This is a genomic window from Arthrobacter sp. B055-34 (genome assembly GCF_059090425.1).
In genome coordinates this window covers 367,787-394,293 of sequence record NZ_JBNHFQ010000003.1, presented here as the reverse complement: position 1 = coordinate 394,293, position 26,507 = coordinate 367,787, and the positions used below count along the sequence as shown (strand labels likewise).

Sequence of the window (26,507 nt, the reverse complement as noted above, 5' to 3'; positions counted from 1 at the left end):
TCAGCGGACGCTATCGGTAGCGACGGCGGTGACCGGCTCGGGGAAATCGACGGCGACGTCCACCTCATGCCCCAGCGATTGCAGATACACCAGGTGGCTGGCGGTTTCCGCCAAGGCGAGCCGCAGCGAGAACCCGTTCAAGGATGCCCAACCGCGGGACCAGGTCAGCTCGCGCGCGACCTCCCAGACCGAGGCTGGAGCCTGCTCCTGCAGAACCAGCCGGACCTCATCCGAACGGGCCTGATTGTGGCGTGCCAGTTGGGCCACCCGGCCTGACAGACCGGTGAAGCGGTACTCGTGCGCCGGGCAGACTTCGACGTCGTCGCCCAAATCAATCGTGGCGAGCGAGTCGAAGTAATCGGCCAGGGGGTTGGACAGGCCCTCGTGTTCGAGGGAGATGTGCGGGGAAATCCGCGGCAGGACGTGGTCGCCGCTGAAGACCAGCCCGTTGTCCTCATCGACCAGGCAGAGGTGGCCCGGGGTGTGCCCCGGAGTGGAGACGGCGCGGACCTGCAGCCCGGCGACGGGAAGCATCTCGCCGGAGGCCAGCGGGAGATCAGGCGGCAGCAGCCGCGGACGGTCGGTGCGGCGGGAAAAGGTCAGCTCCTCGAGCCGGTCCTGTGGCACACCCCAGTGGCTGAGGCGGAACATGTCCGCCTCACGGACTTCGTCCGCATCGCGGGACGGATCCGGAATCCACTCGTCTCCGCCCATGGCCAGCCAGGCGCCTGAAGCGTCTTTCAACCGGGCCGTCATGCCGTGGTGGTCCGGATGATAGTGGGTGGCCACGATTCCGGTCAGGTCCCCGGGTGTTATGCCGGCCTGCTCCAGCCCAGCCGCCAGGTGCTGCCAGCCGTCGTCGCTGTCCCAACCCGGATCGATGAGCACGGATGCTCCGGTGCCGAGCAGCAGATAGCTGATCGTGTAACGCAGCGGATTGCCCGGGAACGGCACCGGAATAGACCAGACGTTGGAACGCAGCTGTTCCACCGGCGGGAATTCCTTGGCGTGCCACGCCCTGTACTGCTCGTGACCCGTGACGGTGATGACTGCTTCTTCTGGCATCCGACCAGTCTAGGTCAGCGCAGCACAATCGCCGTGGCCGTTGCCGGCGAGGCCCCCGTTTCCACGAAGCCGGAAACGTTCGCGTCCGGATGCTTGATGATGTCGGTAATGGAGCCGAGGTGCCGGGACAGGTCCACCTTGTCCTCCGGCGCGGCCAGCAGCAACTGGAAGCCGAATTCCTGCAGCGCGTTGATGCCGGCGCCGGCATACTCGGAGTTCGCCTGGATGAAGGCCTCGTCGATCATCACCGTGCCGTAGGTGCTGTAACCTTGGCTGGCAATGCCCAGCTGGTAGGCCAGGGCGGCGCCCATGATGAAGGAGGTGAAGCGCTGGCCTTCGCCGCCGGAGAGCGTGCCCGGTTCCAGCCCGGTCTCGATCTCCCCGTTGGGCCGGTGCTCGTTGCAGCTGATGGTGACATGCTGGCGCACATCCAGCACGGTGTCCCGCCAGTGCTGTTTCGCCGGATCGTTCAACGCGTCCACCAGGCGCTCCAGCGCCTTATAGCTGGCGGCCATCTGCTCCGGGGTCTGCTTGATGTAGGCGTTGCCCAGCGCGTTCTTCAGATCCGTGCGGAAGGTGCGCGCTTCCTCCGGAACGCTGGTCCGGACCTCGAGCTTGAGGTGGCTGCCGTTGTCGAAGGGGACATCGTCCAGGATCTGGTTCAGCGGCAGGATCCGCTCCTCGATGGCGCGGCGTTCCTCCTCCAGCATCTGGAGCAGATCCGAAAAGCGCTCGTAGGAGCGGTTGTTGAAGTACTCGCGGAACGCCTCTTCGCGCTGCGGCAGGCCCTCGGAAATGATGTCGTGGTAGAGCTGCTCATACTGCGCGGCGCTTTCGACGCCGGTGCCAAAGGAAGCGCTCAGATGCTCGCCCCAGTCGCGGGCAAAGAATTTGAAGGTATCCGTCAGCGCCGTCTCCGTCTTGTGGAGCTCATCGCTGAGGGTGGCCGCGGCGTCCTTAAGCTCCAGGGCAAGGCGGTGGAAGGCTGTTTCCAGTTCCTCCAGCCCCGTGGGTTCGCCCAGCGGTTCAAGGTAGCGGCCTATGGCCTCGGCTGCCCAGTCCGCCGGCGGGTTTTCTTCGGCCCGGCGGGCAGTGTTGTCCCGGGCGGTTTCGGCATTGCGGAACTGCTTGTCCAGCTCCTCGAGGTCGTGGCGGAGCACGGCGAGCCGGCCCACGCTGGCCTCCAGTTCGGACTTGGCGGCCTTGAGCTCGGCATGGATTTCCGCGAGGGTGGCGCTGCTGTCCACCGCTTCGCGCAGCCGGTCCTGCAGACCTTCCAGCACCTCGCGCTGGGCACTGCTGTCGACTTCGGACCATGCACGGGTGTCGGCGGCCACCCGATGCAGCGCGTCCAGCCGTCCGGCGAGCACATCCTTGGCCTTGCTCCGCTGGTCCGCCAGCTCGGCGGCGTCCGCATGTTCCTGCAGAATGCGCTCGGCCTGTGCTTCGAGCAGGGCGATTTTGTCTGTGTTGTTGAAGCCGAGCAGGTAGTCGCCCGGATTGACCTTCCGGGTGTCCCGTTCAAAGGTGTTCTTGTTCAGCTTGAGGGTGCCGGCGAGGCTGATCGCCTTGTCCTCGTGGTGCAGTTCGGCGTCGGAATCCACGCAGGTGAAGGCATAGTCGCTGGTGATTTTTTGCTGCAGCCAGTCGCCGGCCTCGGAGTTCTTGAACTCGAGCTTGCCGACCAGATCACGGTCTCCGGCGGTTCCGGGCCGCGGGGGAGTGGCGATGTTGATCCAGCGCAGCTTGCCGTGGCTGTCCAGCGCATCGATCGCCTTGGTCACCGTGCGGATATCCTCGCCGCGGATCAGCAGCGTGGTGGCCAGCGAGCGCAGCGCCTTTTCGGCGGCAGGCCGCCACGGCAAATGCTCCGGGGCAATGTCCACCAACTCGCCTGCGAACGGCATGTCCTCAGGCGCGATGCCGGTTTCGGCGCTGATCTGCCGCCGGGCGGCTGCGCTGGCGCCGTCGATATTGTTGCCGCGCCGGGCATAGGACGCGATTTCGGCGCGGAGCTTCCTCTCCCGGTCCTTGGCGTTGATGCTTGCGGCCACGGCCTCGTATTCGAGGGTCTTGGCGGCAGCGGCCTCGGCGGTAAGTTCTTCGACGGCTGCGGCGGCCTGCAGACGGGCAGACTCCAGACCGTCGGCGGACCACTCGAGCTGCAACCCGGCGTCGTCAATGTCTTGCTGCACCTGGGTCCGGACGCGCTCGCGCTGCTCCAGTTCCACCGAGGCAGCGCGGATGTCCCGCTCCAAGGCTTCGATGGCGCGGCCGCCGTGGCTGGCATGCCGTTCGTCCAGCCGCTGGACCTGCGACTCAAGGCTCTCCTTCGCGGCGGCTTCCGCCTGGATCCTCAGGGTCTTGGTCTCGCGTTGACCGGCGAGCCTGGCCGTCTCGGTTTCGAGGAGCCCGGACGCCAGTTGCTGGCGAACCCGCGGCAGCTGCACCTCGGCCAGCTCCCGGTTCCGCTCCAATTGTTCGCGCAGTTCCCGGTAGCGCAGGTGCTGCGCCGGTACCTTCGCCAGCGCGTCGCGCTGGCCGGTGGCTTCTTCCAGCTGGCGGTAGATCCCGCGCAGGTGGCTGAAGTCCTCGATGGCTCCGGCGGCCGCCTTGAGCGTGGACGGGATGTCCAGCACCTCGTAGCGGAAGAACTTATTCACACCCTTGTCCAGACCCTTGCCGTTCTGCAGGGTGCGCAGCAGACTGAAGGCCTTGTCATTATCGATCCCCAGCCTGCGGCGGAAGCGCTCGGCGAAGGCCTTGTGCACGTCGAACGCCTCGCAGCCGGGCAGCGCGGCATGAAGGGAGGTGGGGGAGAAGCGCCGGCCGCCGTGGTTTTCCAGTGCCTCGGTGTCCAGCGGCTTGGTGTGGATGACGTAGTGCTTGCCCACCTGGCCTTCCAGCCCGTTGGCTGGCAGGTCGAAGAGAGCGGAGATGGTGACTTGGCGTCCGAGGCCGTCGTCGAAGACCAGCGCAATGGCGGACCAGGTGGCGCTGGGCCGCTGGTAGGTGGTGCCGGCAGCGGTTTTGGCCTTCCGCCCGCGCATGTAGCTGAAGGTGGTGCGGCGGTCCTTGCGGTTGCTGGCCTCGTTGGCGGACTCGTTCAGCCGGGGCGCGGCATAGAAGATGTGCTGGATGCCGTCGAAAAGCGTGGACTTGCCCACGCCGGGGTGGCCGGTGAGCAGCGTGCCGGCGCGGTCCACGTACATGGTGTGCCGGCCGTGGAACGTGCCCCAGTTGATCACCTGGATTTTGCTCAGCCGGTACTGGCCGGGGTTGATCTCCTCGCCGAGCGGGAGCGTCTGGGCAATGCTCACAGTTCCTCCTCGCTTGCGGCGGTGTTGTTAGGGACGGTGCTGCCGGAAGCGTGGCCTTCGGCATCCGGGGCGGGCGGCTCAGGATCCAGCACCTCCGGATCGAGTGCTTCAGCATCCAGCAGGTCGGGGTCCAGCAGTTCCTGGGCGTCGCTGCGGGACAACGCCTCGATGTAGGCCGGGATCTGGTCGATGCTGTCGAACGGCAGCGCCATGGCCAGCGCGTTGCTGACCCGGTACACGCCGGCCAGCTCGGTGGGCAGCAGCAGCTTCAACGCCAGCAGGCGGGAGATGGAGGCATCTGTCAGCTCTTCCAGCCGCTTGTCGTCCACCGTGCCCGGCTGCCGGTGTTCTTCGAGGATTTCCCGGGCGGCGGAGCGCGAAATGGTGGCGTCGGTACCTGAGCCGGCGTGCCGGTCCAGCAGCAGCCGCAGCCGCAGGGCCAGCAGCGTCTCCTCGCGCCGCAGCGGCTTGCGCGGCTGGATGGCGGTGGTGTGCGGGGCGTCTACTTCGGCCGGGGTGAGCATGGCGATTTTCCGGTCCGGATCCACGCTGAGGACCAGGAAGATCTCGCACAGGTAGTCGGCGATGACCTGCCGGTTGTCCAGCACGGTGGTCCACAGCCGGGGATCGGCAACGCCGTCGATGTACGGCCCGCGCAGCAGGCGCACAATCGTCTGGCGCAGCTGCAGCGGGAAGGTGCCGGTGTCGCCGTCGAACAGTTGCCGCTCCGCGCGGTACCCGCTTGCGGCGATGTCAGCCTCGGTCTCGGTCATTTGCTCTCATCCTTTAAACCCGTTGAATCTTTGGTGAACGTGACAAGCGGGAGGTAGGCGGTGCGCTCGACGCCGTCGATCTGTTTGTAGGTGAGGACTTCGAACCGGTCGCCGATGTCCTGGTCCGTGTGGCGGGCCGTGAGCACCAGCCCACGGATGGAGTTGATGTGGCGGTGCTCGGGCGGCAGCAGTCCGAACGCCGCGCCCAGCGTGGCCTTGCCGTCCTTCGCCGCAGCGGTAGCTGCGGTGATCGCCTGGCGGATGGCACCGGCGTCGGCTTTTGGCGTAGTGGGCGTGCGGTGGATGTCCGCGTCGCTGAGCGCTGGCGGCTCCGCTAGCCGCGGCGGCGGGACATGGTCCTCGGGGTTGAAGATCCCGATGCCGGCCAGCGTTTCGAACTCCGGCAGGTACACGTTGACGGGAACCGCCGGCGTCCTGGTCTTCAGGTCCGGCGAATGGGCCACGGCCAGCTCGGCCGAGCGGATGGCCTTGCGCAGCAGCATGGACTCGCGGAACTCGTCGCTCTGGACGTAGGTGTGCAAGCTCTCGGAGAGACGGCCATAAATGGCATGGACTTCGGAGGCCTGGCGGCGCAGTTCCCGCACCAGATTGGCCAGGGTGTTGCGCTCGTCGGAGCTCAGATCGGACACGAAATCGCGCTCGAGCACTTCGCGGACAGCTTGGCGGAAGCGGGCCTGCTGCTGCGGATTGTTCAGGAACTCCGTGAAGCCGCGGAAAGTCTCGCCCTCGGCGGTGCTACGCAGCTGGCGGTCGCCCTCGAGGACCTGGCCGACGGCGACGCCCTTGGCCACGCTGGACTCCATGATTTCTTGCCGGATGGTGCGCAGCATGGCCTCGACGCCGTCGCGCATCCGCTTGAAGTCCGCCGGCAGGGTGGAGGCCAGGTCGAGGATGCTCCGGGCCGCGGCAACGGAGGTTTCGTGCGGGAGGACCGCGGGTTCCTGGCCGGTTTCCAGCGCCTGGATCTGCGCCTGCCGTTCGGCGATTTCCGCCTCGAGCTGGCTGATCCTGGCGGCCGGATCCGGGTCCGACTCATGGGCGAGCGATTCGATGCTGTTCAGGAGGGCGCTCAGCCGGGAGCTGTTGAGGTTGGTCCGCTCCTGCGTGAAACCGTCGATGAAGTTCAGCACCCGCTGGGTCTGCGCGGTGGGCTCGTAGACAAACTGGCCGTCCACCATCGGCCGGGCGAGGAACTGGTTGCGCACCCAGGAATCGGCATAGTTGGCCGCCTGCCACTGCTCGTTGAGATTCAGGTTCTCGTGCCGGAGTTCCTTTAGGAAGGCAGCCAATGCCGCGTGGAATTCCTCGAGCGCAATCCGCGGCCGGTTCGAGGTGAACTCGGCCCGGAAGAAGGCGATGGTCCACGGTGCCGCGGAGAGCAGCTTCCAGGCAGGGCTGAGCCTGAAGTCCTTCTGGGTGTGCCAGTTGGAGACAGCTTGTTCAGTGGAGCGCATCAAGAACTTTCTGCCAGTGCCTGGCTGCGAAGGGGACCCATTGATCTTAAGGGATGCAGCTCCGGGTGGCAGAATTTGCGCCATGGCCAAGTTGATCTACTCCGGCATCACCTCGTTGGACGGCTACATCGCGGATGCAGAGGGCAAGTTCGACTGGAGCATGCCGGACGAGGAAGTGCACGCCTTTGTGAACGACCTGACGCGCCCGATCGGCACCTACCTTTTAGGTCGCCGGATGTATGAGGTGATGGTGGTGTGGGAGGAGCTGGCGGATGATCCGGACCTGCCGCCCGTGGAGCAGGACTTCGCCCGGATCTGGCTGAACGCGGACAAGGTTGTCTACTCCACCACCCTGGAAACCGCGCCATCGGCCAGGACGCGGATTGAACGCAGCTTCGACCCGGAGGAGATCCGGCGGATGAAGGCGTCGGCCGAGCGGGACCTGATAGTCGACGGAGCCGAACTTGCCGCGCACGCGCTCAGGGCCGGGCTGGTCGACGAGTGCCACCTGTTGGTCTCGCCGGTGATGGTGGGCGGCGGCAAGCGGTTCCTGCCCGACGGTCTCCGGATGCAGCTCGAACTGCTGGAGGAGCGCCGATTCGGCAACGGGGTGGTGTTCCTGCGCTACAGCACGGCGGGTGGGGCGGTCACCGGGAGCTAATGGACTCGAACTTCCGGATGGCCAGCGGCACGAACACCAGCAGCATCACCGCGATGCCGATGAACACGGTGACGAACGGGTGCTGCAGCGTCCACGCGGTGGGCTCCGGGAATTCCGCATAGGTGTTGCCGAACAGCTGGCGGGCCGAGGCCACCAGTGCCGAGACCGGGTTCCACTCGGCGATGATGCGCAGGATATCCGGCATGGTGTGGATGGGCACGAAGGCGTTGGAGATGAACGTCAGCGGGAACAGGATCATGAACGAGGCGTTGTTGATGATTTCCGGGCTGCGGACGCTCATGCCCAGCAGCGCCATGACCCAGCTGAAGGAGTAGGAGAACAGCAGCAGTATGGCGACGCCACCGATGAAACCCCAGAACGACGTCGTCACCCGCCAGCCGACCGCCCAGCCGGTTGCCATCATGATCAGCATGGAGATGGAGTTGATGGCCAAGTCGCCGTTGGTGCGTCCCACCAGGACCGCGGCCGGGCTCATGGGCAGGGTTCGGAAGCGGTCGATGATCCCGTCCTTGAGGTCCTGCGCCATCGCCGCGCCGGAGAACGTGGAGCCGAAGATGACCGTTTGGGCGAAAATGCCGGCCATCAGGAACAGCGTGTAGTTGTCGATGGCCATGGCGCCGCCGTAGACCTGGCTGAAGAGCAGCACGAACATGATCGGCTGCAGGATGGTGAACACCAGGATTTCCGGCACGCGCTTGATCTTGACCAGGTTCCGGCGCGTGGCGATCCAGCCGTCGGAGACGAACTGGCCGAAGCTGCTGCCGGTGCTGGCCAGGGCGGGCGTGGAATCCGGGCGGGTGAGGGTGGTCATTTCGCATTCTCCAGTTCCGTCTTATTGCGACCTGAGCCGGCGCTGGTGCCCGCACCGCCGTCGTCGTCGTCTGCGTCGGTTTCCGCCTTGCGGCCGGTGAGTTTGAGGAAGACATCGTCCAGCGTGGGGCGGCGCATGCCGGCGTCGTGCAGTTGGATGTTGGCCTCGCCGAGGTCCGCGAGCACATACTGCAGCGCGCGCGGCCCGTCGGTTACCGGCACTTCCACCACGCGGCCGTCACCGGAGACCTGGGCCTCGCCCTCGCCGTGCCGGGCGAGAATGCCGGAGGCCGCGCCGGCGTCCGCCTCGTCCACCAGCGTGACAACCACACGGTGGCCGCCGATCTGCGCCTTGAGCTCATCCGCGGTGCCCTCGGCGATGACCCTGCCGCCGTCGATCACGGCAATGTCGTCCGAAAGCTGGTCGGCCTCCTCGAGGTACTGCGTGGTCAGCAGCAGGGTGGTGCCCTCGGCCACGAGGTTCTTGATCACTCCCCAGAGCGCGAGCCGGCTGCGCGGATCCAGCCCGGTGGTCGGCTCGTCCAGGAACAGGATCTTGGGGTTGATCACCAGGGCGCCGGCGAGGTCGATCCGCCTGCGCATGCCGCCGGAAAACCCCTTGACCGGACGGTTGCCGGCTTCGGTCAATTCGAACTGGTCGATCAGTTCCTGCGCCCGGCGCCGGGCCGTCTTAGCGCCGAGATGGGAGAGCCGGCCGACCATTTCCAGGTTCTCGAAGCCGGTGAGGTTCTCATCAACCGCCGCGTACTGCCCGGCGACGCCGATGATCCGGCGCACTTCCTTCGGCGCGGCAGCGACGTCGATCCCGTCGATATGCGCGGTGCCCCGGTCCGGCTTGATGAGCGTGGTCAGGACCTTGACGGCCGTGGTCTTGCCGGCACCGTTGGGCCCGAGCAGGGCCTTAACCGTGCCGCGCGGGATGGAAAGATCCAGCCCGTCCAAGGCATGGACTGCGCCGGTTTTCGTCTTGTAGATCTTGGTCAGGCCGCGGGCCTCGATGATCGTCATGGTGGCATCTTAGAAAAGGCCGGGCGGCTTCGGAAAGGGAATTGAGGACAGCTCCGGTCCTCATGCCGACCGGAATCAGTGGTGACGCCTTCACGCTATGGTGCGGTCCGCCGTCGTACGCCCTTGCTCTTTCTACGGGCTGCCGGCCAGTGAAGCCTCCGGAGCAGACCTCAGCGGCCGTCGGCCAACGCGGCCACGGACTCCGCCGGTGACTCGGCGTGGTCGTCCGCGGGCTTGCGGACGAAGAAGGCTGCCACCACGGCGAAGACGGAGATGATCGCGCCGGCCATGAACGCGGCACGCACTCCGCCGGCCACCGCCACGGTACCCGCCGAACCGTCCGCGGCCAGGGCGGCGGACTGGATGGACATCACGGTCACGAACAAGGCGGTCCCGACAGCACCCGCCACTTGCTGGACCGTGCCGATGATAGCGCTGCCGTGCGAGTACAGCTCCGGCTTTACCGCGCCCAGTCCCGCGGTGAACAGCGGGGTGAAGAGCAGGGCCAGGCCGATGCTCAGGACGATGTGCGCGGCCAGCAGCGTGAACGGGGAGGTGTTCTCGGTGAGCGTGGACAGGAACCACAGCACCGCGCTGACCAGCATGGTTCCCGGCACCAGTAGGACGGTCGGCCCGAACCTGTCGTAGAGCCGGCCCACAAACGGCGCCAGCAGACCCATGAGGAGGCCGCCGGGCAGCAGCATCAGGCCGATCTGGAACGGTTCGAGCGCAAGCACCTGCTGCATATAGATCGGGAGCAGGATGATGGTGCCGAACAGGGCGGCCATGCTGATGACCATCAGGCCCACGGTGACCGCGAAGGTGCTGGAGCGGAAGGTGCGCAGATCCAGCAGCGCGCGGTCCCGCCGCTGGAGCCTCAGCTGTCGCAGGATGAAGGCGGACAGGGCCACGAGCCCCACGGTGAAGGAGATCCACATCGGAACGGCAGAAACAGCCTGGCCGGCCTCGCCGGAACCCTGGCCGACCAGGCTCAGGCCATAGATCAGGCCGCCGAAGCCGAACGCGGAGAGCACCACGGAGAACAGGTCCAGCGGTACGGGCCTCGGTTCGGTGACGTTGTCCACCCGCCGGTTGCCGATGATCAGCATGGCGACGGCGATCGGCAGCACCAGCCAGAACATCCATCGCCAGGACAGGGCGTTGAGGATGATGCCGGAGATGGTCGGTCCGATGGCTGGCGCGACGGAGATGACAATCGAGACGTTGCCCATGGTCTTGCCGCGCTCGGCCGGAGCCACCAGGGTCATCAGGGTGGTCATCAGCAGCGGCATCATGATGGCCGTGCCGGTGGCCTGGACAATCCGGCCCAGCAGCAGGAGTTCGAATCCGGGCGCCATAGCGGCGATCAGCGTGCCGGCGGAGAAGAGCGACATGGCCGCGGTGAAGACCGGCCGGGTGTTGAAGCGCTGCAGGAGGAAGCCGGTGATCGGAATGACCACCGCCATGGTCAGCATGAACGCCGTGGTCAGCCACTGGGCGGCGCGCGCGGTGATGCCGAGGTCGTCCATCAGTTCGGTCAAGGCGACGCTCATGATCGTCTCGTTGAGGATGACCACAAACGAGGCAGCCAGCAGCAACCGGATGACCCGGTTGTTCCGGCGTCGATGGTCGGCGCCGTCGCTTCCCGGTCCGGGTACTGGCGCCGCGCCGGAATTTACGACGGCGGGTTCGGCCGGGGACTGTTGGCTCACGGAAGGTATCCTCAATGGTTTTGGGGGGAAGCGGTGCCTGCGCGAGGCGACGATAGCAAGACTAACCAGCATAGTGGAAGCAGTATTCCCGCCGGTCCCATAGAGGGGTGAGCCTCACATAAGATGCCCCACTTAACGCGGTATGCACCGCCGGAAAATCCGACGGTGCATACCTATATATAGGAGCATACCTCTATATACTGTGCCGCTGTGCGGCCGCAGGGCTTACTTGGTGAAGTAGCCGTCTACGGGCATCCAGCTGGTGGGGTGCACCTTGGTGCCCTCGCCCGGGTTCAGGGCGCTGATCATCTGGCCGTCGCCGAGGTAGATGCCGATGTGGCTTCCACCGTTCTGGAGAACCAGGTCGCCCGGCTTCGGGTTGCTGGTCGGGGTCAGTGCGCCGGCCTGTGCGGTGGTGACGCGGGGCAGGTCGATGCCGTGCTGGGCGTAGACCCACTGCACGAAGCCGGAGCAGTCCCAGCCGCTGGTGGAGGTGCCGCCCCAGACGTACGGGGTGCCGACCATGGACTTGGCGGTGGCGACGATGCCCGAGGTGCTGGCCGTGCTGACGGAAGCGGGCTCGATGTTGGCGCTTGCAGCGGCAACGGTGAAGTCTTCTTCCTGCGGCGCGGCCTGGGTCGCCGGTGCCTCGGCCGGAGCAGCATGCGCAGCGTGGTCGTCGGCCGGAGCCTGTGCGGCGCCGGCGAGCTGGATGACGTCGCCCGGGTAGATGACCGATTCCCAGCCGAGGCCGTTGGCGGCGAAGACGTCGTTCAGCTCGATGCCGTGCTGCGCGGCAATGTTGCCGAGGGTGTCGCCGGCCTTGACGGTGTGGGTTGCAGCGTCCTCCGAGGAGGCCGGCGCGGGTGCCGGAGCTGCGGCCGGAGCGGCAACAGTCTCAGCCTGGGCCGATGCGGCGAAGTCGCTGGAGGATACGTCTGCTGCTGCGTTGGCAGGCAGGCCGGCGCCGAGCATCAGGCCACCGGCAGCGGTGACAACTGCGGCACTGCGGCCAACGGTACCTGCGTGGGACGATACGGCCTTCGAAACTCCGCTGAACGGGTTGCTGTGGACCGCGGTGGCACGATGGCGTGCGGAATTGTTCTTGAACAAGGTTGTAGCCTCTCCCAATGCCTGCGAGGTAAGCTGTCGGGTTCGGATGGGAGTCACCCGGCCGCGTTCCACCTCGGAAAATCGCTCCGTGGTGAACTGCGGCTTAACCCCAAGGGCTCTGGAGGGAGCCCGGTAAACGTGGGTCCCCCGCCTCTGCCGTCTGTCTAGCGAACGGACTCGGAACGGTGGCAGAGTTAGGCAAAGCCATTCCGAGGGGGCCGGCCCAGGAAGCGCCGACGTGGTTGCCACCCTACATAACGGATTGATAACTCCGCAAAACGGACACGCCGCGAATGGCAGGTTTCGGGGTGGTTCAGTGCTAGTGGACGGCCGGTGGATTGCGTTCGGGTGGTGGTGCCGTTCCGTAGTAATCTTGCCGGATGATCCGTCGAAGCTTTGCCCTCGTGTTTGTAATGTTTGCCCTGCTCATCACGGGGTGCGGCCAAGTTGAACAGGCCGCCACCGATGCGGCCAATGATGCCGTTTCGGGCGCCAAGGATGCGGCCAGCCAGGCCGCGTCTGATGCTGTGTCAGGAATCACATCGGCTGCCGTCGATGAAGTGCTGCAGCAGGTCTGCAAACCTGTGGCGGACGGCACGATCAGCGCAGGGGAGAAGCAACTGCTTTCCGGCCTCGTCGATGCCGCTGAACAGGCCGGTGTGCCAGCCGAAATTACGACGCCGATGGGTGACATTGCGCAGTCCGGAGACCGGGTGCCGGCCGAGTCTGTGAACGCCCTGCAGGACGCCTGCGCCAACGCCAGCAGCTAGCGCCAACGCCGGCTCCTAGTGCTGGCGCAGCCGGAGCCACTCCCGGGCGCCGGCCTTGAACCCGGCCGGGTGAAGCGCGGCAGCGTCCTGCGGGATGGCGCCGAGGAACGGCACGTCCAGATTCTGCAGGTACCGCAGGTTGTCCTCTTCCACCGCGTTAGGTTCCGCCGGCCAGGAGCCGATGACCAGTCCGGCGGCCGTGAGGTTGCGGGCCATAATGGCCTCGAGCGTAAGCAGGGTGTGGTTCAGCGTGCCCAGTCCGCTGCGGCAGACAACGACGACGCCGGCACTGCAGCCGCCGGAGCTGCGGCTGGCGGCACCGCTGTCACTGGCACTGCCGAAGCCGGAGTTCTCCACCCGGGCCGCGAGGTCTGCGAGGGTCCTGCCTTCGCTATCGAGTTCCACCAGGAGCCCGCCGGCGCCTTCCACCAGGACATGGTCCGATCCCGCAGCGAGCTTCTCGATGTGCCGGACATGGTCCGCTAGGGGAGGCAATGCCGCGTCTTGCCGCGCGGCAGCCGCCACCGGGGCCATCGGCTCGAGCAGCCGGATGCCCTCGGAGACACCAGCCACGCCGGAGAGCCGGCGCACTTCGTCCGCGTCGCCCGGTTCACGGTCGGCAACCCCGGTCTGTGCCGGCTTGTAGACCGAAACGGTGCCCGGTAAAGCGGTGGCGAGCGCCGCCGTCGTTATCGTCTTGCCGACCCCGGTGTCGGTGCCGGTGACGAAGATGACCCGCGGCAGTTCGGAGGGACTGGCCGGACCGGCCAGGCTGCGCAGGGCGGGATCCTCGGTCACTGATCCTCCTGTTCCACCGTTACGGTGAGCGGGGTTTGGAAGGACAGCAGGCGCAACCAGTCCGGCTCCGGCCCGGTGAGCCTTACCGCCGGCAGTGCCCGAGCCGTCTCCTCAAGCACCAGCACGGTTTCGAGCTCGGCCAGTTTGGCGCCCAGGCAGCGGTGCAGGCCGTGCCCGAACGCCAGCGAATAGGCGGTTCCGGCGGTGTCCGGGGGATGGTTGCCGCTGAGCTCGAGCAGGATTTCCGCGCCGGCGGGGAGCTCGGTGCCGCCCAGTCGCGTATCGCGGGGGACGGCCCGCCGCCAGGTATGCACGGAGGATTCGGTGGCCAGCACCTGCCGCACGAAGGACGCGGCTCCGGTGGTAGCCGCAGGGGCGACTCCGTTCCCGGTCTCGGCTCCGGCCCCTGCCTTGGTGCCGGCCGCGAGCTGCTGCCAGCGTCCCGGTTCCTGCAAGGCGCGGTAGAAGGACGTCCCGATCAGCTGCGCGGTGGTTTCCTGCCCCGCGATGACCAGGAAATAGCCCAGCGAGCAGATTTCCGACGGCGTGAGCCCGGCGGCGTCGAGCACGCCGAAGAGTGACGCGTTGCCGCGGCTGGCGGCTACTTCGCCGCGCAGCCAACCGTAGAATTCCGCGGCGCTCTCCGCCAGGACCGGCTGGCGGTCTTCAGTTGGCCAGCCCCAGAACAGCTCGAGCGAGTCCCGGCTCCAGCGCTTGAGGATGTCCAGGTCAGGGCATGGGATGCCGGTCAGCTCCGCCATGATGATCGGCGGAATGTGCTTGGCCACCGCGTCGGCCAGATCTACCGGCCCCTGATGCAGCAGCTCGGCGGTCGCAGCGGTGCGTACCCGGGTCAGCTCCCGCACCTGCGGCCCGATAGCAGCCACTTTCGCGGGGGTGAAAAAACCCGCCACCAGTTTGCGGACGTGGCGGTGCTTGGCGCCGGTGGCCGACGCCAGCACCGGCGGCAGGGCAAAGCGGGCGCGGCTGAGGATGCGCAGGGCGGCCGGGGCCAGGGGCACCACGGAGGTCAGCGCGTTCGTCGGCAGGAAATCCTCGGTCCGGCGCATCACCTCGCGCACCTCCGCCGGATTCGAAACCACGTGGAAGCTCATCGCGCTGCCACCCTTGAAGCGTCCATTCCGGCCACCATGCCGGCGACCAGCCCGGCGGCCTGCCGCACCTGTTCCGGCGCCAGATCCGCGCGGGCCGTCAGCCGCAGCCGCGAGATGCCGTCCGGCACGCTCGGCGGCCGGAAGCATCCGATCAGGACCCCGGCATCCTCGAGTCGGACGGCGAGTTGGGCGGCGTCTTCCGGCCGGCCCACGGGAACGGACTGCACGGCGCCGGCGGCCTGCTCGATTCCGCAGACCTGCGCAATGATGGCCGCATTGCCGAGCACGGCCTGCGCCAGCGAAGGCGCGGCGGCTATGATCCGGCAGGCTTCAGCCGCCGCGGCGGCTGCGGCCGGGGCCAGCCCGGTATCGAAAATGAAGCTGCGGGCAGTGTTGACCAGGTGCGTGCGCAGGGCGGCCGGACCGAGTACCGCGCCGCCTTGGGCCCCGAGCGCCTTGGACAAGGTCACCGTGAGCACCACATGCTCCGCGCCCGCCAGTCCGGCCGCGTGGACGGCCCCCCGTCCACCGCCGGCGACGCCGATTCCGTGCGCCTCGTCCACCACCAGCAGAGCGTCGTGTCTGGCGCAGATGCGCGCGGTTTCCGTCAGATCACTGGCGTCGCCGAGCACCGAGTAGACCGATTCAACAACGACGACGGCGCGCGGCTGGCTTCGGCCTGCCAGCAACCCGTCCAGCGCGGCGAGATCGCCATGGGCAAACACCTCCACGGGCGAGCGGGAGAGCCGGGCGCCGTCGATCAGCGAGGCGTGGCAGTGTTCATCCCGGACGATCAGTGTGCCGGGGCCGCCGAGCGCGGTGAGGATGCCGAGGTTCGCCGTGTAGCCGCTGGAGAACGCCAGGGCAGCGGGCTGGCCGGTCAGCCTGCAGAGTTGTTCTTCGAGCTCCGCGTGCACCGGCTGCGTGCCGGTGACCACCCGGGAAGCGCGGGCTCCAGTGCCGTAGAGCGCAATAGCGTCGATGGCGGCGGCCTTGAGCCGGGGATCGGTGGACAGGCCCAGATAATCGTTGGAGGCCAGGTCCAGCAGGGCGTCATGAACGCCCGAGCCCCTGGCGGCCGAGTTGCGCTCGGTAATGTTTCGGGCGGTTGTGCTCCGCACCGTGCCGCGCCGGGTGCGCACGTGGGCCTTGTCCGTGAGCCACTGCTGCATGGCGCCCATCAGCCGTGGACCCGGGCGACGGCGGCGGTGATCCCGGCGCCGATGGTGGCGATATCCTGCGCCGAGGAGATGTAGGGCGGCATGGTGTAGATCAGGTCGCGGAAGGGCCGCACCCACACACCGTGCTCCAGTGCGGCGCGGGTGATGGCGGGAATGTCCACCGGCCGGTCCAGCTGGACCACCCCGACGGCGCCAAGCACACGTATATCGCAGACGGAAGCCAAGCCGGCAGCCGGTGCCAGTGCGGCGGACAATCCTTGCTGGATCTGCTGCACCTGCTTCCGCCAGTCCGCGGAGTCCAGCAGTTCCAGGGATGCCGTGGCCACCGCACAGGCCAGCGGGTTGGCCATGAAAGTGGGACCGTGCAGCAGCGCGCGGAACTTTGAGGCCGTGATGGCGGCAGCCACCTCGCCGGAGCAGAGCAGCGCGGCGAGGGTCAGGTAGCCGCCGGTCAGTGCCTTGCCCACGCACATCACGTCCGGCACGACACCGGCCCACTCGGACGCGAAAAGCCGGCCCGTGCGGCCGAAGCCGGTGGCGATTTCGTCGAAAATCAGCAACAGTCCGTACTCGTCCGCCACCCGGCGCAGCGCCTGCAGGCATTCAGGGGCGTAGCTGTACATGCCGCCGGCGCCCTGCAGCACCGGCTCCACGATGATGCCGGCCAGCCCGCCGGCATGCCGCGCCGCAGTCTCTTCCAGTTGGGCGATCCAGCCGGATACCTCGGACGCATCGGCGACCAGTTCGCCGTCGTTGTTCAGCCGCGCCGCGGGCGGACGCGGCAGGAAATGCTGCTGCGCGACGAGGCCGGGGAACGCTGCGTGCATGCCGTCCACCGGATCGCACACGCTCATCGCCGCGAACGTGTCGCCGTGGTAGCCGCCGCGCAGGGCCAGGAACTGCTGGCGGCCGGGCCGGCCCACGGCTGCTTGGTACTGCACAGCCAGCTTCAGGGCCACCTCCACCGAAACAGAGCCGGAGTCCGCGAAAAACACGTGCTCCAGCGGATCCGGCGCCAGCTCCACCAGCTGCTCGGCGAGCCGGACAGCCGGTTCGTGGGTGAGGCCGCCGAACATGACATGGCTGAACTGCTCCGTCTGCCGGCGGACCGCCTCGTCCAGCACCGGGTGCCGGTAGCCGTGGATCATGGACCACCAGGAACTCATCGCGTCCACCGCCTCGAAGCGCTCGCCGTCCGCAGGCTGAAGCCGGAGCCGGACCCCCGACGCTCCGGTAACGGCGTAGGGATCCGGCCCGTCCAACGGGGCATAGGGATGCCAGAGCAGTCCGCGGTCGCGGGCGATGAGCGATGGCGCAGCGGAGGCTGTCTTGTCCAGAGTGCGGGCATCTGCGGGTGTTCTGGCCGGAATTTCCGTCGGGCTCGCAGGCGACGGGGCCGCGGGCGCGAGGACAGTCTCAGACATTGGGGGCGAGTTCCGTACCGGCGCCGCGGCGGCGGATGGTGACCTGGCCTGCGGAAGCCGGGGCGCCGCCGTCGTTGTTTGCCTGCAGGTTGCTGGAGACGGCGGACGCAGCCGACACAGCGGACCCGATGGACCCGAGCGAAGAATCCGGGCCGGCGCCCAGGACCACGAAGCCGTTGTCCGCGATCATGTCCAGATCCGCCTTGGCCTCCTGGCCCTCGCTCGTAAGGTAGTCGCCCAGGAACAGCGAGTTGGCGACCTGCAGGGCCAGCGGCTGCAGCGAACGAAGGTGCATCTCGCGGCCACCGGCCATGCGCAGTTCGGTGGCGGGGCAGGCGAAGCGGATCATCGCGAGGATGCGCAGGCAGTGGGCCGGCGTCAGCAGCCAGGTGCCTTCCAGAGGCGTGCCCTCGAACGGCATCAGGAAGTTGACCGGGATCGAGTCGCTGTCCAGCTCGCGTAAGGCGAAGACCGCGTCGATCAGCTCATCGTCGGTCTCGCCCATGCCCACGATCAGGCCCGAGCAGGGGGAGAGGCCAGCGTCCTTGGCATGCTCAACAGTGCGCACGCGGTCGGCGTATTCGTGCGTGGTGCAGATGTCGGCGTAGTTGGACTCGCTGGTGTTGAGGTTGTGGTTGTAGGCGTCGACGCCGGCGTCCTTGAGCTTGGAGGCCTGGCCGTCCTTGAGGATGCCGAGGCAGGCGCAGACCTCCACCTGCGGGTGCTCGTCCTTGAGTCCCTCCACCATGGAAGCCACGCGGTCGACATCCCGGTCGGTGGGGCCCTTGCCGCTGGCCACGAGGCAGACGCGGGAGGCGCCGGCGCGGATGCCGGTGGCGGCCTGCTGCACGGCTTCCTCGGGTTTGAGCCAGGTGTACTTGAGGATCTGGGCGGCGGAACCGAGCCGCTGGGAACAGTAGGTGCAGTCTTCGGGACACAGGCCCGATTTGAGGTTCACCAGATAGTTGACCTTGACGGTGTTGGCGAAGTGCGCGCGGCGCAGCCGGCCCGCGGCGGCCACCACGTCGAGGAGTTGCTCGTCGGGGGCGTGCAGGACGGCGAGGGCTTCCTCGCGGGTCAGGGTGCCGCCGGCCAGTTGCCGATCGGCCAGGTCTTGAAAGTAATTGAACACCGTTCAAGTGTGTTGAGACGCGGAAGCTGTGTCAACAGTATTGAACAGTGTTCAGGATTATGACGTGCCGCTTGGCGTGCGTCCACGAGCCGCGGATCCCTTGGGCCTTGCCCCCCCTACCGGCGGGCAGGGTCTCAGCGCTGGGTTTCGGCGTAGAACCATTCGATGTGCTCGCGGAGCAGCTGTGAGGCCCGCTTGCCCTCGCCTGCCGACACCGCAGCCAAGATGCCGTGATGTTGGGTGCGCAGTATATCGGCGACAGGTTCCCACGCCTCGTCGCTACGGATCGACTCCGCAACGTAGTCACTGATGGACAGGCGCAGCGACTCCATCATCGCCTCGATGACCGCATTGCCGGCGAGCGAGGAAAGCAGCACATGGAAGCGGGCATCGAGCGCATGGAAGTCCGCTCGGGCGAGCTTCGGGTTGTCCATCAACTCCAGCAGTTCCGCGGCTTCGTCAAGCTTGGCCCGGGTCGCCTCGTTCTCCGGATCGATGGTAGCGGCCTCGGCGGCCCCGGTCTCGAGCAGGATGCGTGTCTGCACGATCTCGCCGACAGTCAACTGGCGGGTTGCCACATGCAACCGCAGTGCGGCGGCCAGCCCGGAGGCGGGCTGGGACACGATGACCGCGCCTGCATTGGGGCCGGAGCCGGTGGAAGTACGCACCACCCCGAGCACGTCCAGGATGCGGATGGCGTCGCGTACGGAGGCCCGGGACAGCCCGTGTTTTTCGGCCAGCGTCCGTTCGCCGGGCAGCTGATCGCCGAGCTTGAGCGCCCCGGAGTGCAGCTCCGCCTCGATACTTTGGAGCACCGCCTCATAGGCGCGCGGTGCAGGTTTAGCTATCTTGCTGGTCACGGCTTTATCTTCGCATGCGCACGCGGCCGGGCACGCCTTGCGAGGCATGCCCGGCCGCCGGTGGACTCGGCGCCCTAAGGCAGCATCCAGCCCAGGACCGGTGTCGACTGCAGGTAGACGACGATGCAGAGCACCAGCAACATGCCCACGCTCCAGCCAACGACCTTGCGCAGGATGAGGGACTCCTGCCCGTCGAGCCGGACTGCGGTGGCGGCAATGGCCAGGTTCTGGGGACTGATCAGCTTGCCGACCACACCACCGGAAGTGTTGGCGGCCACGAGCAGGTTGGGGTCAATCCCCGCCTTCAGCCCGGCGGTCTGCTGCAGCTTGGCGAACAGGGCATTGGCCGAGGTGTCGGAACCGGTGACGGCGGTGCCGATCCAGCCCAGCATCGGAGAGAGGAAAGCGAAGAACGCCCCGGTGCCCGCCAGCCAGGTGCCGATGGATACAGTCTGCCCGGACAGGTTCATCACGTAGGCCAGGGCGAGCACGGTGAGGATGGTCAAACCGGCCCAGCGCATGCGGTGGATTGTGCGCGGGATTTCGGCCAGCGCCGTTCCCACCCGGAGCGGGTAGCGGCCGGCGCCGTCGAAACGTGAATAGACGACGGCGACAAGCAGGCCGGCAATGAGCAGCAGCGTGCCCGGGTTGGACAGCCAGGTGAACTTGTAGATTGTGGAAGACACCGGTTCGCCGGCGGCGTCGACGATGTTCCCGTACAGCAGCGGCCACGGCACGGCGATGTCAGTGGAGGCCAGCCATCCCGGGACGTCCATGCCGAAGGTCCACAGTTTGGCTATACCGAAGACCACGATAACGAGGAAGTACGGAAAGAGCGCGAGCCAGGTACGGACCGGGGTCAGCCGTTCCGCGGCAGTGTCTGTCCCGGTGGCGCCGGACCCGCCACTCTGTACGCCGGAACCGCCACCCTGCACGGCGTGGCCAGCGGCCGGCACACCGCTACCAGCGGCCGGCACACCGCTACCAGCGACCGGCACGCTACTCGCGCCGACCGGAACCTCGGCGCAGATGCGTTCACGGGCAGCCGTCCTGCCGCGCGGTTCCCAGACCCGGAGGAACGCCACGGCGGCACCCATGGCGACCAGTGCGGCCACCACATCGGTGAGTTCGTAGGAGAAGTAGTTCGAGCAAAGGAACTGTGCAATGCCGAACGAGGAGCCGATGACCAAGGCGGCGGGCCAGCAGTCCTTGAGCCCCCGCTTTCCGTCTAGGATCAGCAACAGGATCAGGGGAACGACGAACGCCAGCAGCGGGGCCTGCCGGCCGACTACGGCGCCGATGTGGTCGGCGTCCAGCCCGGTCAGTCCCGCGGCGGTGGTGATCGGGATCGCCACCGCACCGAAGGCGACCGGGGCGGTGTTGGCGACCAGCACGGCGGCGGCGGCACGCAGCGGAGCCATGCCCAGCGCGAGCAGCATCGTGGCGGTAATCGCGACGGGCGCCCCGAACCCGGCGAGCGCCTCGAGCAGGCCACCGAAGCAGAAAGCGATGAGGATGGACTGCAGCCTGACGTCGCCGCGGCCGATCACATCGAAGACCCGCCGCAGGTCTTCGAAGCGGCCGCTGATGACCGTAACTTGGTACAGCCACACGGCCATCACGACGATCCAGACGACGGGGAACGCGCCGAAGACCGCTCCGAGCCCACCGGACATCAGGGCCAGACCGGCGGGCATCTGGAAGGCCAGAATGGCGACCAGCAGTGCCACGAGCAGGGACACCAGCCCGGCCACGTGCGACTTCGTCTTGACGACGGCGAGCAGCACGAAGAAGGTCAGCAGCGGTAGCAGCGAGACTACGGCCGAAAGCGCGACGCTGCCGGCTAGTGAATCAGTGGTGGGGGTAAATGTCTCCACAGGTTTTCCTTCGCATGGTCGGGGCGGAACCGGGGCGGTGGTCGGACCACTATGGTCTGACCACGCAACGATAGCGCATTTTGGTGACTTTTGTGAGGGGTGTCACGAAAAAGGGCTGTGACCTGCGACGTTGGACGGGAATCATGGGCAATGACAGTAACGGGGCAGCGGTGCGCACCGGTCAGCGGCCGTTACGGCATGATGGAACAGGACTGTGTTTTGACCTCGGCGTATGGATCAGGAGGAACGGATGAGCCTCACCAGGCGGCAGATTGTGGATGCAGCCATGGACATCCTGCGCAATTACGGCCTGGGCGATCTGTCCATGCGCCGGCTGGCGCGTGATCTGGGTGTCCAGCCCGGGGCGCTGTATTGGCACGTGAAGAACAAGCAGGACCTGCTGGGCGTGCTGGCCGAACAGATTTTGGCGCAGGTGGACGCGGAGGCGGTTGACCTCGCAGCGGTGGACGGCGATCCCGTTCGCCGGCTGGCCGCGGACATCCGCGCCGCGCTGCTGGCCGTTCGGGACGGTGCCGACGTGGTGTCGCTGGCACATGCGCTGAACCCGGAGGCGCTTCCGGCGATCGCCACCCTGCGCACGCTTCTGCAAGACGCCGATATGACCGAGCAGCAGACGCGCTGGGGCGCACGCACGCTGACCCATTTCATTCTTGGCGCCGTGGCGGAGGAGCAGACCCACGCCGAGCTGGCCGCAGCCGGATTGCTGCCGGAAAACGTACGCCAGGATAACGACGACGAGGCCTTCCTCTTCGGCGTGGATGCGGTCCTGGCCGGACTGCGCGCCCGCTAGGAGCAGTCAGTCCCGGATGCGGACGGCGGTTTCGCGCAGGTACTGGTCCACCCGGATGTAGGCATCGCGGGTCAGCGCCTTCCACAGCTCCAGGGCCAGCCGCGCATCGTCCTCTTCGAGCGCGAGGATTTTGTCGGCGCTGAGCACCATCAGCTCCACGGGGCCCACGGCCTTGACCGTGGTTTCCTGCCGGTTCTCGCTGCCCAGGGCCAGTTCGCCGAAGGTCATGCCCGCGGAGAGGGTGCTGAGTTTGACCCGCGTTCCGTTCGGCCCGGGCACGGACGTGGTGATCTTGCCCGAGACAATGAAGAACACGCCGCCGAACCGCTGCCCAACGCGGCGGATAACGTCGCCGTCGTCGTACGTTTTGGGTTCCATTCGCTGCTCGAGCGCCGCAGCATCGTCCTCGCTGAGGGAGCTGAGGGCGGGGCTGTCCGACGGCCGCACCGCATCCGGGAGCTCAAGGTCGCCGCCGTACCGGGCGATGAGCTGGTTTTCGGACCACTCCACCGCAGCGCTGCGGGTGGTGAAGGTCGGGACTTCGCCGTCGACCTCCATAAACGACGCCGCCAGCGTGCCTTCGCCGTCGATCAGCACCAGTTGGCGCCCGGCAGCCGTGAGCTGTTCGCGGACGTCGGCGAGCATGCGCAGTGCCACGGCGGCCACCTCGTCCACGCGGCGCAGGTCCAGAATGACGTGTTCGACGTCGTCGCTCAACGCGCTGAGTTCGCGCACCACGGATTCGGAGCCGGCAAAGAGCAGGTCCCCGTTCAGCTCGATGACCATGGCGCGGTGGCCGTGCTCGCGCAGTACATCCGCGGCCTCGTCGGTGCGGCGGATGCCGGAGGGGGAGTCCGTGATGTCGTAGCCGGCGCGGATGGCGGACTTGCCGGTGCGCCCGGCCCGGACAAAGTGCAGTTCCATGTCGTCCGAGAGCCGCTGGCAGGTTTCGATGCCGCGCACGCTGGTGCCGTGCGCGTCCAGCGGCGGCGAGTACACCGCCAGACCCACCTGGCCCGGCAGCACGGCCAGGATGCCGCCGGCCACCCCGGACTTGGCCGGCATACCCACCGAGCTCATCCACGCCCCGGCATCGTCGTACATCCCGCAGGTGGTCATGACCGACAGCACGCGCTCCACCTCGCCGATCTCCAGCAGGTCCTCGCCGGTCAGCGGGTTGGTGCCGCTGTTCGCCAGCGTGGCCGCCATGATGGACAGATCGCGGCAGTTCACCAGCACCGAGCATTGCCGGAAGTAGTCCTCCACCACCGGGTCCGGGTCGGTTTCGATGATGTTGAACGAGCGCAGCAGGTAGGCCAGTGCCTTGTTCCGGTGCCCGTGCGCCAGCTCCGATTTGTACACGCGCTCGCTGACGGCCAGGTCGCGCCCGGCGAAGTCGGAGAACATGTTCAGGATCCGGCGGGAACGCGAGTACGGTCCGGCGCTTTTAACTAACGACGTCGCCGCCAGCGCCCCGGCGTTGATCATCGCGTTGGAGGGCCGGCCGCTGCCCTCGGCCAGGGAAATCTCGTTGTAGGCATCGCCGGAGGGTTCGACGTCGATTTTCTCGTCCACCGCCGACATGCCGCGGTCCGACAGCGCCAGCCCGTACGTGAACGGCTTGGAGATGGACTGGATGGTGAACTCTTCGCGCGTATCGCCGACTTCGTAGACGTAGCCGTCCACCGTGGCCAGGCAGATGCCGTAGTTGTCCGGATCCACATCCGCCAGCGCCGGAATGTAGCTGGCGGGTTCGCCGTCCTTAATGCGCGCGATCTCCTCGTGGATGTGCGTCAGGTAGCGCTGGATAGGGGAGTCCATACCGCCAGCCTATGTGCCCGGCCGCTGTTCCCCGATATCGCCACCTCGCCGTCCAGGTTCAGCACGGTGCGCCGGTGGTCGCGCCTCGTCAACTGCCTTGGCTCCGGCGACCGCAGACAGGAGGGGCTGCCGCGGCAGCCCCTCCTGGTGTCAGTGTTGGCCGGTCAAGCTGCCGGCACTGCTATTTGGTTAACTGCTCCTCGATTGGTTGCTCCGCCGCTGCTGCCTCAACCTGTGCGCTTTCGCGGTTTCGTAGCCGCTTCACGAAGTTGACCACCATGATGATGATGACGAAGGCGAAGGGGAACGCGCCGATGATCGTGCCGGTTTGGACGGTATCGATCACGGAGGTGCCGCCCAGGGTCAGCAGCGCCACGGTGATGGCCACAATGCTCGCCACCAGGACCACCCGGAAGAGCTTGCTCGGCGTCCGCCCCGAGGAAACGAACTCTGCCAGGGCATGCACGCCCGAATCCAGCGAGGTGATGTAGTACGTTGCCACGAGGATGGTCGCCATGACCAGCAGGATGGTGCCGACAACGGGGATGTACTCGAGCATCACGAACAGCCCCTGCGAGGTGTCTTCGGCAACCGCAGCCGCGATGGACCCATTGGTCCCGTTGTCGTAGTACAGCGCGGCGCCGCCGATGATGCCGATCCAGATCATCACGATCAGGGACGGAACAACTGTGACGCCCAGGACGAATTCCCTGATGGTCCGGCCCCGCGAGATGCGGGCGATGAAGGCTCCCACAAAGGGGGAGAACGCGATGACCCAGCACCAGATGAAGACCGTCCACCAGCCGTTCCAGCTGTCCTGCCAGGAACCGATGCCTTCGGCCGCGACGCCGGAATCCGTCCAGAGGCTCATCGCCAGGAAATTCTGGAAGAAGGCGCCGAAGGTCTGCGACAAGGTGGACGCCAGGTAGATGATCGGACCGAACGCGAACACGGCGACCAGGAGCACGATGCTCAGCACAGAATTGATCTCGCTGATCCGCTTCATGCCCTTGCTGATGCCGAAGAATACCGACCCTGCCGTGAGGACCCCTAATGCCACGATGATCGCAATCCACAGCGGGGCGCTGGCATGAATGCCGGTGATGGCGCTGATGCCGGAGGTGAACTGCAGCGTGGCAAAACCAAACGAGGTAGAGAGGCCGAGCACCGTGGCGAGGATCGCGAGCAACTCGATAACCATGCCGGCGCCGCGGCGGGACTTGCGCGGGAAGATATCGACGACGGCGTCGCGGAACGTGAGCTTCTTGCCCAGGTTGTGGTGCGAGTAAGCCAGGCAAATGGCTACGATGCAGTACATCGCCCAGGCCGTCAGGCCCCAGTGGAAGTAGGACCAGGCCATCGCCCCGTCCACCGGGCTGGCGGAACCGGCAGGGAACAGCGGGTTCTCGTCCTTGAGCATGATCGGTTCGGCGACGGACCAGAAGATCAGTCCAATGCCTTGACCGCAAGCGAAGAGCATGGAGTACCAGGCGAACTTGCCGTATTCGGGCTTGGCATCCGGCCCGCCGAGGCGGATGTGGCGGAACCGGCCGAACGCCAGCCACCCGCAGACGCCCAGCGCCAGCGCGGAGAAAGCGACGAAGAACCACGTGAAGTATTCGGTGACAAAGGTCCGTGCCGCACCGATGGCGGTAGCGGTCGCATCCGGAACGGCCACGGCGAACGTGAGAATCGAAACTACCAGGACGATGGCGGCGGTCTTGATGACAACGTCGTCGACGCGCCGCTTCTTATCTTCCCGAGGCTCTGGCGGGTTCAGATCAGCGCGGTATTCCACCGGTGCTGCGGGCCTTGTCTCATTTTTGCTCAACGTCATTGTCGATCACATCCTGGAACTCGGCATCGAGGGCGGCCGACATAGCGACGCTTGCACGCTTGAGCAGGATTTCGCCCTTGTTTGCGGTGGCTTGGGCGGCGGAGGACAGGCATCCCGACGCCGGCGTCAGCTCGGGACGAACCGGCAGAACGTCGTAATTCGGCAGGACCGCCGGCGGCAGATCTTCGACCTTGTCCATCTCAACCTTCTCCGGGTATAGGTGAAGCATGAGTGATGTTTCGAGGACGCCGCCGTGTTCCAGATCCCAGCCGGTGAAACCGTCGGGGTACAGCTCTGCAATGGTTGCTTCGTCGACGAAGTCCCAGTAGGACAGCAGCATGACCTTCACATCGTTGATCCCGGCCCGCTGCAGTTCAGTGACGGCCAGGTCAACACCTTCATACAAGAACTGGTAGTTCTCGAAATGGCCGTTGATGAAAGCGATTTTCCGCACGCCGTGCCGGGCAAATTCGAGGGTCAGCGTCCGGGCAATGGAAATGACGGTGGACGCATCGAGGCTGGTGGTCCCGGGGATGTGGTTTCCGCCGCCGGAACGCTGCTGGGACTTGTAGCCATAGGTGATGGGCGCAGCGACCAGTCCGCCAACGGCTTCGGCTACACTGCCTGCCATGGCGCGGGAGAGCAGGACATCCACGTTGAGCGGCATGTGCGGTCCATGCTGTTCGATGGAGCCGACAGGGACGAGGACGGCCGCCTTGCCGTCCGAAATCTTTTCGCGGTAGGTGAAGGAGTCCAGCTCCTCCATGTAAACACTGTTGCGCATCGTCTCTCCGATTCGTTGCAAGCTGACAGGATGCCCGCCCCCTAAACGTCGCTGCCCGCGTGGAATACACGCGGGCAGCCACGTTTACGGGGCGAGGATCTGGGTGCGAAGAGGCGGT

General features: G+C 66.6%; 21 protein-coding genes and 1 riboswitch. Of the genes, 3 read left to right on the top strand and 18 right to left on the bottom strand.

Annotated features, from left to right (window positions below; all coding sequences use genetic code 11):
* From AC5RWO_RS07760 to AC5RWO_RS07745, 4 genes are read right to left on the bottom strand one after another with little or no spacing between them, the layout of a single operon-like run.
* Window positions 1–1,065, bottom strand: a complete 1,065-nt coding sequence (locus AC5RWO_RS07760; protein WP_498730684.1) for an MBL fold metallo-hydrolase — start codon at window positions 1,063–1,065, stop codon at window positions 1–3.
* Window positions 1,066–1,079: 14 nt separating this feature from the next.
* Window positions 1,080–4,385 carry an ATP-binding protein gene (locus tag AC5RWO_RS07755; RefSeq protein WP_498730682.1) on the bottom strand — a complete coding sequence of 1,102 codons (3,306 nt, stop codon included), beginning with the start codon at window positions 4,383–4,385 and terminating at the stop codon, window positions 1,080–1,082.
* Window positions 4,382–5,158, bottom strand: a complete 777-nt coding sequence (locus AC5RWO_RS07750; protein ID WP_498730680.1) for a DUF4194 domain-containing protein — start codon at window positions 5,156–5,158, stop codon at window positions 4,382–4,384. The genes AC5RWO_RS07755 and AC5RWO_RS07750 overlap by 4 nt, the downstream gene beginning before the upstream one ends.
* Entirely contained in the window at window positions 5,155–6,633 is a 1,479-nt protein-coding gene (locus tag AC5RWO_RS07745; RefSeq protein ID WP_498730678.1) for a DUF3375 domain-containing protein, read from the bottom strand. The genes AC5RWO_RS07750 and AC5RWO_RS07745 overlap by 4 nt, the downstream gene beginning before the upstream one ends.
* Window positions 6,634–6,715: 82 nt before the next feature.
* On the opposite strand from AC5RWO_RS07745, the gene AC5RWO_RS07740 reads away from it, so the two are divergent.
* Window positions 6,716–7,294 carry a dihydrofolate reductase family protein gene (locus AC5RWO_RS07740; RefSeq protein WP_498730676.1) on the top strand — a complete coding sequence of 193 codons (579 nt, stop codon included), beginning with the start codon at window positions 6,716–6,718 and terminating at the stop codon, window positions 7,292–7,294.
* On the opposite strand, the gene AC5RWO_RS07735 is transcribed toward AC5RWO_RS07740, so the two are convergent.
* The 4 genes from AC5RWO_RS07735 to AC5RWO_RS07720 form a co-directional block, all read right to left on the bottom strand.
* Window positions 7,281–8,126 carry an ABC transporter permease gene (locus AC5RWO_RS07735; RefSeq protein ID WP_498730674.1) on the bottom strand — a complete coding sequence of 282 codons (846 nt, stop codon included), beginning with the start codon at window positions 8,124–8,126 and terminating at the stop codon, window positions 7,281–7,283. The genes AC5RWO_RS07740 and AC5RWO_RS07735 overlap by 14 nt on opposite strands.
* Window positions 8,123–9,154 (bottom strand): ATP-binding cassette domain-containing protein, encoded by a 1,032-nt coding sequence (locus AC5RWO_RS07730; protein WP_498730672.1) that lies wholly within the window; start codon window positions 9,152–9,154, stop codon window positions 8,123–8,125. Before AC5RWO_RS07730 ends, AC5RWO_RS07735 begins: the two co-directional genes overlap by 4 nt.
* Before the next feature lie 170 nt (window positions 9,155–9,324).
* Window positions 9,325–10,875, bottom strand: coding sequence for an MDR family MFS transporter (locus AC5RWO_RS07725; protein ID WP_498730917.1), 1,551 nt, complete (start codon window positions 10,873–10,875; stop codon window positions 9,325–9,327).
* Between the two features lie 216 nt (window positions 10,876–11,091).
* Window positions 11,092–11,979 carry a C40 family peptidase gene (locus AC5RWO_RS07720; protein ID WP_498730671.1) on the bottom strand — a complete coding sequence of 296 codons (888 nt, stop codon included), beginning with the start codon at window positions 11,977–11,979 and terminating at the stop codon, window positions 11,092–11,094.
* A gap of 4 nt (window positions 11,980–11,983) precedes the next feature.
* Window positions 11,984–12,159, bottom strand: a riboswitch (cyclic di-AMP (ydaO/yuaA leader).
* Between the two features lie 233 nt (window positions 12,160–12,392).
* Here AC5RWO_RS07720 and AC5RWO_RS07715 point away from each other — a divergent pair.
* Window positions 12,393–12,749: a hypothetical protein gene (locus AC5RWO_RS07715; RefSeq protein WP_498730915.1), complete on the top strand. Its 357-nt coding sequence runs from the start codon at window positions 12,393–12,395 to the stop codon at window positions 12,747–12,749.
* 15 nt (window positions 12,750–12,764) lie between these two features.
* Here the strand turns inward: AC5RWO_RS07715 and bioD are convergent, their stop codons facing one another.
* From bioD to AC5RWO_RS07680, 7 genes are all read right to left on the bottom strand, one after another.
* Window positions 12,765–13,547 (bottom strand): dethiobiotin synthase, encoded by a 783-nt coding sequence (gene bioD / locus AC5RWO_RS07710; protein WP_498730670.1) that lies wholly within the window; start codon window positions 13,545–13,547, stop codon window positions 12,765–12,767.
* Entirely contained in the window at window positions 13,544–14,662 is a 1,119-nt protein-coding gene (locus tag AC5RWO_RS07705) for a cytochrome P450 family protein (protein ID WP_498730669.1), read from the bottom strand. Before AC5RWO_RS07705 ends, bioD begins: the two co-directional genes overlap by 4 nt.
* Window positions 14,659–15,834, bottom strand: coding sequence for an aminotransferase class I/II-fold pyridoxal phosphate-dependent enzyme (locus tag AC5RWO_RS07700; protein WP_498730667.1), 1,176 nt, complete (start codon window positions 15,832–15,834; stop codon window positions 14,659–14,661). The genes AC5RWO_RS07705 and AC5RWO_RS07700 overlap by 4 nt, the downstream gene beginning before the upstream one ends.
* Window positions 15,835–15,842: 8 nt before the next feature.
* Window positions 15,843–17,267 carry an adenosylmethionine--8-amino-7-oxononanoate transaminase gene (locus AC5RWO_RS07695; RefSeq protein WP_498730665.1) on the bottom strand — a complete coding sequence of 475 codons (1,425 nt, stop codon included), beginning with the start codon at window positions 17,265–17,267 and terminating at the stop codon, window positions 15,843–15,845.
* Entirely contained in the window at window positions 17,260–18,399 is a 1,140-nt protein-coding gene (gene bioB, locus AC5RWO_RS07690) for a biotin synthase BioB (RefSeq protein ID WP_498730663.1), read from the bottom strand. The genes AC5RWO_RS07695 and bioB overlap by 8 nt, the downstream gene beginning before the upstream one ends.
* Before the next feature lie 134 nt (window positions 18,400–18,533).
* Window positions 18,534–19,259, bottom strand: a complete 726-nt coding sequence (locus AC5RWO_RS07685) for a FadR/GntR family transcriptional regulator (protein WP_498730661.1) — start codon at window positions 19,257–19,259, stop codon at window positions 18,534–18,536.
* Window positions 19,260–19,333: 74 nt separating this feature from the next.
* A complete protein-coding gene (locus AC5RWO_RS07680; RefSeq protein WP_498730659.1) occupies window positions 19,334–21,136 on the bottom strand; it encodes an L-lactate permease in 1,803 nt (600 codons plus the stop codon).
* 250 nt (window positions 21,137–21,386) lie between these two features.
* On the opposite strand from AC5RWO_RS07680, the gene AC5RWO_RS07675 reads away from it, so the two are divergent.
* Window positions 21,387–21,947 carry a TetR/AcrR family transcriptional regulator C-terminal domain-containing protein gene (locus tag AC5RWO_RS07675; RefSeq protein WP_498730658.1) on the top strand — a complete coding sequence of 187 codons (561 nt, stop codon included), beginning with the start codon at window positions 21,387–21,389 and terminating at the stop codon, window positions 21,945–21,947.
* Between the two features lie 6 nt (window positions 21,948–21,953).
* Here the strand turns inward: AC5RWO_RS07675 and glsA are convergent, their stop codons facing one another.
* The 3 genes from glsA to AC5RWO_RS07660 all read right to left on the bottom strand — a co-directional run bounded on the left by glsA (window position 21,954) and on the right by AC5RWO_RS07660 (window position 26,389).
* Window positions 21,954–23,768: a glutaminase A gene (gene glsA, locus AC5RWO_RS07670; RefSeq protein ID WP_498730656.1), complete on the bottom strand. Its 1,815-nt coding sequence runs from the start codon at window positions 23,766–23,768 to the stop codon at window positions 21,954–21,956.
* 181 nt (window positions 23,769–23,949) lie between these two features.
* Window positions 23,950–25,605, bottom strand: coding sequence for a BCCT family transporter (locus AC5RWO_RS07665; RefSeq protein WP_498730654.1), 1,656 nt, complete (start codon window positions 25,603–25,605; stop codon window positions 23,950–23,952).
* Window positions 25,586–26,389, bottom strand: a complete 804-nt coding sequence (locus tag AC5RWO_RS07660; RefSeq protein WP_498730652.1) for a creatininase — start codon at window positions 26,387–26,389, stop codon at window positions 25,586–25,588. Before AC5RWO_RS07660 ends, AC5RWO_RS07665 begins: the two co-directional genes overlap by 20 nt.
* Window positions 26,390–26,507: the final 118 nt, after the last annotated feature.

Excerpts from the sequence above, each read along its gene's own strand:
- AC5RWO_RS07695 (WP_498730665.1), bottom strand. The coding sequence starts at position 17,267 with ATGTCTGAGACTGTCCTCGCGCCCGCGGCCCCGTCGCCTGCGAGCCCG.
- AC5RWO_RS07730 (WP_498730672.1), bottom strand. The coding sequence starts at position 9,154 with ATGACGATCATCGAGGCCCGCGGCCTGACCAAGATCTACAAGACGAAA.
- AC5RWO_RS07665 (WP_498730654.1), bottom strand. The coding sequence starts at position 25,605 with ATGACGTTGAGCAAAAATGAGACAAGGCCCGCAGCACCGGTGGAATAC.
- AC5RWO_RS07660 (WP_498730652.1), bottom strand. The coding sequence starts at position 26,389 with ATGCGCAACAGTGTTTACATGGAGGAGCTGGACTCCTTCACCTACCGC.
- AC5RWO_RS07735 (WP_498730674.1), bottom strand. The coding sequence starts at position 8,126 with ATGACCACCCTCACCCGCCCGGATTCCACGCCCGCCCTGGCCAGCACC.
- AC5RWO_RS07675 (WP_498730658.1), top strand. The coding sequence starts at position 21,387 with ATGAGCCTCACCAGGCGGCAGATTGTGGATGCAGCCATGGACATCCTG.
- AC5RWO_RS07750 (WP_498730680.1), bottom strand. The coding sequence starts at position 5,158 with ATGACCGAGACCGAGGCTGACATCGCCGCAAGCGGGTACCGCGCGGAG.
- AC5RWO_RS07705 (WP_498730669.1), bottom strand. The coding sequence starts at position 14,662 with ATGAGCTTCCACGTGGTTTCGAATCCGGCGGAGGTGCGCGAGGTGATG.
- glsA (WP_498730656.1), bottom strand. The coding sequence starts at position 23,768 with ATGGACTCCCCTATCCAGCGCTACCTGACGCACATCCACGAGGAGATC.
- AC5RWO_RS07760 (WP_498730684.1), bottom strand. The coding sequence starts at position 1,065 with ATGCCAGAAGAAGCAGTCATCACCGTCACGGGTCACGAGCAGTACAGG.
- AC5RWO_RS07745 (WP_498730678.1), bottom strand. The coding sequence starts at position 6,633 with ATGCGCTCCACTGAACAAGCTGTCTCCAACTGGCACACCCAGAAGGAC.
- AC5RWO_RS07700 (WP_498730667.1), bottom strand. The coding sequence starts at position 15,834 with ATGCAGCAGTGGCTCACGGACAAGGCCCACGTGCGCACCCGGCGCGGC.
- AC5RWO_RS07715 (WP_498730915.1), top strand. The coding sequence starts at position 12,393 with ATGTTTGCCCTGCTCATCACGGGGTGCGGCCAAGTTGAACAGGCCGCC.
- AC5RWO_RS07740 (WP_498730676.1), top strand. The coding sequence starts at position 6,716 with ATGGCCAAGTTGATCTACTCCGGCATCACCTCGTTGGACGGCTACATC.